This window comes from Streptomyces sp. NPDC005195 (assembly GCF_040608315.1).
Taxonomy (GTDB): domain Bacteria; phylum Actinomycetota; class Actinomycetes; order Streptomycetales; family Streptomycetaceae; genus Streptomyces; species Streptomyces kaempferi.
This window is the reverse complement of the sequence record NZ_JBEXHZ010000136.1, coordinates 1-5,916: the sequence shown is the minus strand read 5'-3', so window position 1 is coordinate 5,916 and position 5,916 is coordinate 1. Positions and strand designations below refer to the sequence as shown.

The following is a 5,916-nucleotide window of genomic DNA, read 5'->3' as shown; positions in this document are numbered from 1 at the left end:
GGACCGGCGCGGCTCCGCCCCCAGGATCCGTTTCTGGGGGTGGAACAGGCGGGTGACGACGGTTCGGGCGGCCTATAACCCGGCGGGGGGGCGGGCCCGGCCCCGGGCCCGCCCCCTCGCTCACCCGGCTCGTGTCAGCTCACGTTGAGCGCCGTGTCGTCGAGGACGAACGACGTCTGCAGCATGGAACCCTCGGTGCCGGTGAATTTGACGGTGACCGTCTGCCCCGCGTAGGCGGACAGGTTGAATCCGCGCGGCGTGTACCCGGACGCGGCGTTCAGGTTCGAGTACGTGGCGAGCGTCGACAGCACCGTGCCACCGCTGTTCAGGACCTGGGCCTTGAGGGTGTCGTACGCGGTGCTGGTGGTCGTCTCGGCCGTGTCCACATGGAGGTAGAAGTTCAGGGTGGCCGCACAGCCGGACGGAATGGTGACCGTCTGAGCGAGCGTGTCGGTGCGGGCCGAGCCGTAACCGTCCATCCAGGCCTTGTACGAGCCGGTGCGGGCGGCCTCGCCGCTGCTGTTGGTGATCACACCGCTGGTGGCGGTCCAGGAGCTGCTGCCCGCCTCGAAGCCGGGGTTCGCCAGCAGTTGGGAGGCGGTGCAGGTGCCCCCACCACCGCCTCCGCCACCACCGCTGCCGGCACCCGCGAGCCACTCGGTGGCGTTCAGGGCGAGGGCGGCGTTCGTGGCACCGGTGTCGTTCCAGCCGTCGTACAGCGTGTTGCCGGACTGTCCGGTGCCGTCGTCGATCGGCGAACTGTCGCCCCAGAAGGCGACCTTGCCACTGCCGAAGGCACTGGTGGCGAAGAACGCGCCGGTGTTGCCGGAGTAACCGCTGCGGTAGACCAGCCCCTTGACGGCGGAGTTGTCGGACGGCTTGAGGGTGGCCGTGGTGCCGTCGGCGATCAGGCTCTTCGTGACGGCGCCGAACGAGCCGTGCAGGACCGGGTTGGTGCTGTCGCTGATGGCCGCCGGGTACCCGGAGCCGACATCGAGCGTGTCGATCGAGAACCCGAACGGATCCGTGGAGTCGACGCTGTTGTTGGTCATCAGGTCGTTGAAGATCTCGACCGCGTCGTAGCCGTCGTTGTTGCGGTCGGCGCCGGTGTGGTCGGAGACCATGAACAGGCCGCCGCCGTTCTTCACGAACGTCATGATCGCGGTCTTCTCGGCGGTGGTGAAGAGCGTGTTGGGCTCCGGAAGCACCAGTTCGTCGACGTTCGACAGGTCGTTCGCGGCCGAACCGCCGTAGGTGAGGCTGGAACCCGAGGGCAGTGTCCTGAGGCTGTAGTCGCCGGTCTTCTGCAGGGCGACGCCCCAGGAGGAGAGGGCCCCGGTCCAGTCGGTCTCGGACGACGGTGAGGAGTCCTGGCCCAACGGGTCGGGCTGGCTGGTGGAGATGACCCAGTCGGCGTTGCCCGCCGTCTCGGCGTGGCCGTTGTCGAACAGGACGCGGTGCGTGGTCGCCGCGGCGGCAGGCTGGGGCGCCTGGACGGCCGCGCCCATGACGACCAGTCCGAACACGGCCGGCGCCGAGGCGAGTCTGTGGCGGGACGTTCTGAATCCAAGCATCCGGCGAACCTCCATGGGTGTGGGGAGAGGCGGTGCGGGCGCCCAAGTCTCCGCGCGTAGAACGATGATCGGCCGTCTTCCGCGCGACAGATTATTGAACGGTACATGGCAATTCTCGGGGTGCACAGGAGCTCGGCGGGTCGGATCGAGGACCGCCGGGAAGTCGAGCGGACTGTCTCCGCCCGCAGGGGGAACACCCCTAGATGCACGGGTCCAGACTTGAAGGGGCGGACATGGAGATCTCAGGCATCATCAGTGCCATTGTCATCGGCATCATCATCGGCGTACTGGGTCGGCTCGTCGTCCCGGGACGCCAGCACATCGGCATCCTGTGGACGATCGTCGTCGGCATCGTCGCCGCGTTCATCGGCGCGGGGATCGCCTCCGCGTTCGGCGTGGCCGACACCAAGGGCCCGGACTGGATCGAGTGGTTCATACAGATCGCCGTCGCGGCGGTCGGCGTCGCGGCGCTCGACCGGGTGAAGGTGCGCCGCTGACGCGCGGGGCGGGCACACGCCCGCGCACTGCCCCGGTTCCGTGACCGATCAAATCCATTGCGGGACCCGGAGCGTGGCGCATAGGTTCTGCGGGCTTCACCCCCGCACCGCAGCCGCCACGGAGAGACCTTGTCCCTGCTCATCACATCGCTCGCCGACCCCGAGCCCGCACCGTCGAGTCGACGTCTGGCCTGGCTGGCCGCCGACTCGGCGGGCGTGCCCGTGGGCACCGCGTTTCTGCGACTGTTCACCACGGAGGGGCAGGAGCACCTCGCCGAGCTGGAGGTGACGGTCCATCCGGCCGAACGGCGTCGGGGGGCGGGCGGCCGTCTCCTGGACGCGGCCGTCTCGGCGGCGCGTGCCGAGGGACGGCGCTCGTTGGTCGCGCAGGCCGCGCACGGCTCACCCGGCGACCTGTTCCTGGCCGCCCGCGGCTTCCGCCGGGTGCTGGCCCTGACGTACGCACGGCTGTCGCTCGCCGGCATGGACCGCGTACGGATCGACGAAATCGCCGAACGGCCGCATCCCAGTTACACGTTGACGCACTGGGACGGGACCGTACCGCCCCACCTTGCACGGACCTACGCCGACTCGCGGCGGGCCATGGACGACATGCCGATGGAGGAGACGGACTACGGGATCGTCGTCTGGGACGTGGCACGGGTCGTCGCAGCCGCCGAAGCCGTGGCGAAACGCGGGGAGTCGCTCCACACGGTCGCCGCGGTGGACCGCGCGGACGGCTCGATCGTCGGCTTCAGCGAGCTCGTGGTACCCGGCGACGGCAGGGGCGACGCCCAGCACTACGGCACCGGGGTGCTGCCCGAGCACCGGGGCCACGGGCTGGGACTCTGGATGAAGGCCGAGTCGATCCGCGCCGCTCACCGGCGTCACCCCGAACTCGAAGGCCTGCTCACCGACACCGCCGACAGCAACGCGCGGATGCGCGGTATCAACGACGCGCTCGGCTATCTGCCGACGCACCGGGCGGTGGAGTACCAGCTCGACCTGTGACGGGCGGGTGGCGCCGGACACGGCCGGGTGAGGCCGGGTGAGGAGTGCGGCCCCTCAGCCGTCACCCGGGCGCCACGGGCCCGTCGTACGTGAACGGGTGGGACGCCGCCCGGCCGGCGGCACTACCCGTGGACGTACGGCGTCGTCGTGGTCAGTGGCTGGAAGCCCAGGCGCGCGAGGACGGGGCGGCTCTGGCTGGAGGCGTCGACCTGGACATAGCGGTAGCCGCGGTCGGCGGCCACCCGGGCACGGTGCGCGACGAGGGCGCGGTAGATGCCCCGGCCGCGCCAGGACTCGACGGTGCCGCCGCCCCACAGACCGGCGAACCGGGCACCGGGCACCATCTCCATACGGGCCGCGCTGACCGGCTCGTCGCCGGCGAGGGCGACGACCGCCACGACGTTGTCCTCGTCACCGGTGAGTTGGGCCAGCAGTTGGTGGCGCATACGGGTGCTGTCGGTACCGAAGGCCTGTTCATGGACGTCCGCGACAAGGTTCACGCCCTCACGGTCGGTGACGGGCAGCAGCCGTACGCCCTCGGGCGGTTGGGCGTCGAGCGCCAGATCGCCCAGCTCGGCGATCATCAGCGTCTCCTCGGGCTGCGCGACGAACCCCGCGTCCCGCAGGCGCTGTCCGAGGTTCTCCGGCTTGTCGTGGCCGTACAGCTTCCACTCGAACTCCCGGCCGAGCTTGCCGAAGTACCGCACCTGGTCGGCGATGGCCGCGTCGGCGCCCGGTCCGTCCAGATCCGACCAGATCACCCCGTTCCAGTCATGCTCCGCACCGACCTGGCGCACCACCTTGTCGACGCGCTCGACCCGGGCCCCCGGGCCGTCGGGGCGCGCGTCCTCCCGCATGTCCCGGTCGAACAGGGCCAGTACCGCAACGTGATCCATGGGCTCACTCCAGCACCCTGCGGCGCTTACGGCAATGGCATTCCTCCGAGGGTGCCCGTCGCTCGTCCCCGCCCCAGGGCATCACCGCAGGTCAAGGCTGTTGCGGCGACGGCCGGTTGGGGGCCACCGCCGGTCGGATCCACCGCTGTCCGACCGGAGGTCGATCGGCCGGGTCCACGCGGCGCCGGGAGCCGGCGCCGGCGATCGCCGTGCCGAGGACGCCCGGGGCGGCGCGCCCGGTCACGGCGTCGATACCGGGCGCGGCACCGATGCCGCCCCGGCCAGGACGTCCGAGCCGTTCGCGGGCGAGGCGGTGCCGGCGAGGGACCGGCAGGCGCCTCCGACCCCGTGGGCGAACCCGACGGCGTCAGGGTGTGACGTACGACCGCCGAGGGCGCCGATCGCACTCCGGGTCGCGCGCGATACCTTCGCTCTGACACGGCCCGGCCCGGCGCAGCCCGGCCGGGATGGGATCTCAAGCATCGGGATGGTCATGCGCGAGGACGCGATCGTCGAGGTAGCGGCCGGAGTTCATCTGGTGCACGGCAGCAACACCAACTGGGTGATCCTCAGCGAGGGGGACGCCGTCACCCTGATCGACACGGGGTACCCCGGCGACCGCCTGGACGTCCTCGCCTCCCTCGACGCGCTCGGCCACTCCCCCAAGGCGATCGGCGCCGTCCTCATCACGCACGCGCACAACGACCACCTCGGATCGGCCGAGTACCTGAGCAGTGCCTTCGGGGTCCCGGTCCATCTGCACGAGGAGGAACTCCCGCACGCCCGGCGCGAGTTCCTCCAGCAGGTGAGCGTGGGGTCGGTGATCCGCCAGGCGTGGCGCCCCGGCGTACTGCCGTGGGCCGTGCACGCCATCCGGTCCGGGGGCACGGCGGACGTCCGGATGACCCGTCCCGAGTCGTTCCCCGGTGAGGGGCCGCTGGACCTGCCGGGCCGTCCCGTACCGGTGCACACGCCCGGACACACCTCCGGACACTGCGTCTACCACCTGCCGGACGCCGGTGTCGTGATCTCCGGCGACGCGCTGGTCAGCGGGCATCCCACCTCGCGGACCCGCGGTCCGCAACTGCTGCCGAACATGTTCCACGCCGAGCGTGCGATGGCCATCACCTCACTCGCCCGCATCGAGACCCTCGCGGCGGATGTCCTGCTGCCGGGCCACGGTCCGGTCCACCACGGCTCCGTGGGTGACGCGGCGCGCCGCGCCCTGGAAATCGCCAACTGACGTCGACGGTGCCACGCCTCCCGGCCGCACGGCCGCGAGACAGCCCCGCAGCGTGTCCCGGTCGCGGGCCGGACGGTCGATTCACGCCGATACGGCCGATCCCGCCGCCCGCACCCTCGGCCCGGCGCGTGCCGTCAGCCGAGTTCGAGCGTCGTGACGCCGTAGACCCGCTCCCGGGCGAACGGCCTGACCGGTCCGGTGTACATGCGGGCCGTCTCGAAGGACGGGGTGAGGCCGAATTCCTCGGCCAGGGCCACGCCCGCCGTATTCGTCTGCGGGACGTCGACGGTGATCGAGCGCCCGGGAGTCTCCGCGGCCAGCGCGAGCAGCAGGGCCCGTGCGTCCTGGGCGGAGTCGGCGAACAGCGGACCGACACGCGGACGATCGAGGGCGGGCCGGACGACCGCGTAGCCGGTGAGTCTTCCGTCCGCGACACGGACGAACGTCCGGTGGCCGGGTCCGGCCAGCCACCGTGTGAGGAAACGGGGGCGGTCGGCCGGGCAGCAGGCGCTGTCGTAGGCCGCGAGGTCCGCGAGGTCGGCCGCCTCGGCGGGCCGTACTCCCGCGGGCGCCGGCGCCGTAGGTACGGTTCCGGTGAACCGGACCGTGCGGTGGGCGGGTCGGAACCCGGACCGCCGGTAATTGTCCTGCTGCGCCACCACTCCGTCGAGTCCGACGGTCCGGCCGCCCGCGTG

6 protein-coding genes are annotated in these 5,916 nt (G+C 71.5%); 3 read left to right on the top strand and 3 right to left on the bottom strand.

Features of this window, described 5'->3' with window-relative positions:
* Positions 1-134: 134 nt before the first annotated feature.
* The gene (locus ABZV34_RS36645; RefSeq protein WP_356286775.1) at positions 135-1,574 is read right to left on the bottom strand and encodes a hydrolase; all 1,440 of its coding nucleotides are present in this window, start codon (positions 1,572-1,574) and stop codon (positions 135-137) included.
* A gap of 233 nt (positions 1,575-1,807) precedes the next feature.
* Between ABZV34_RS36645 and ABZV34_RS36640 the strand changes: the two genes are divergently transcribed.
* Together ABZV34_RS36640 and ABZV34_RS36635 are read left to right on the top strand one after the other, a co-directional pair.
* Positions 1,808-2,071 carry a GlsB/YeaQ/YmgE family stress response membrane protein gene (locus ABZV34_RS36640; RefSeq protein WP_168526278.1) on the top strand — a complete coding sequence of 88 codons (264 nt, stop codon included), beginning with the start codon at positions 1,808-1,810 and terminating at the stop codon, positions 2,069-2,071.
* 129 nt (positions 2,072-2,200) lie between these two features.
* A complete protein-coding gene (locus ABZV34_RS36635; RefSeq protein WP_356286772.1) occupies positions 2,201-3,082 on the top strand; it encodes a GNAT family N-acetyltransferase in 882 nt (293 codons plus the stop codon).
* 122 nt (positions 3,083-3,204) lie between these two features.
* On the opposite strand, the gene ABZV34_RS36630 is transcribed toward ABZV34_RS36635, so the two are convergent.
* Positions 3,205-3,978, bottom strand: coding sequence for a GNAT family N-acetyltransferase (locus ABZV34_RS36630; RefSeq protein ID WP_168526284.1), 774 nt, complete (start codon positions 3,976-3,978; stop codon positions 3,205-3,207).
* A gap of 493 nt (positions 3,979-4,471) precedes the next feature.
* On the opposite strand from ABZV34_RS36630, the gene ABZV34_RS36625 reads away from it, so the two are divergent.
* A complete protein-coding gene (locus ABZV34_RS36625) occupies positions 4,472-5,221 on the top strand; it encodes an MBL fold metallo-hydrolase (RefSeq protein ID WP_356286769.1) in 750 nt (249 codons plus the stop codon).
* A gap of 134 nt (positions 5,222-5,355) precedes the next feature.
* Here the strand turns inward: ABZV34_RS36625 and ABZV34_RS36620 are convergent.
* A partial coding sequence (locus ABZV34_RS36620; RefSeq protein ID WP_356286766.1) for a GNAT family N-acetyltransferase occupies positions 5,356-5,916 on the bottom strand: 561 nt, incomplete at its 5' end.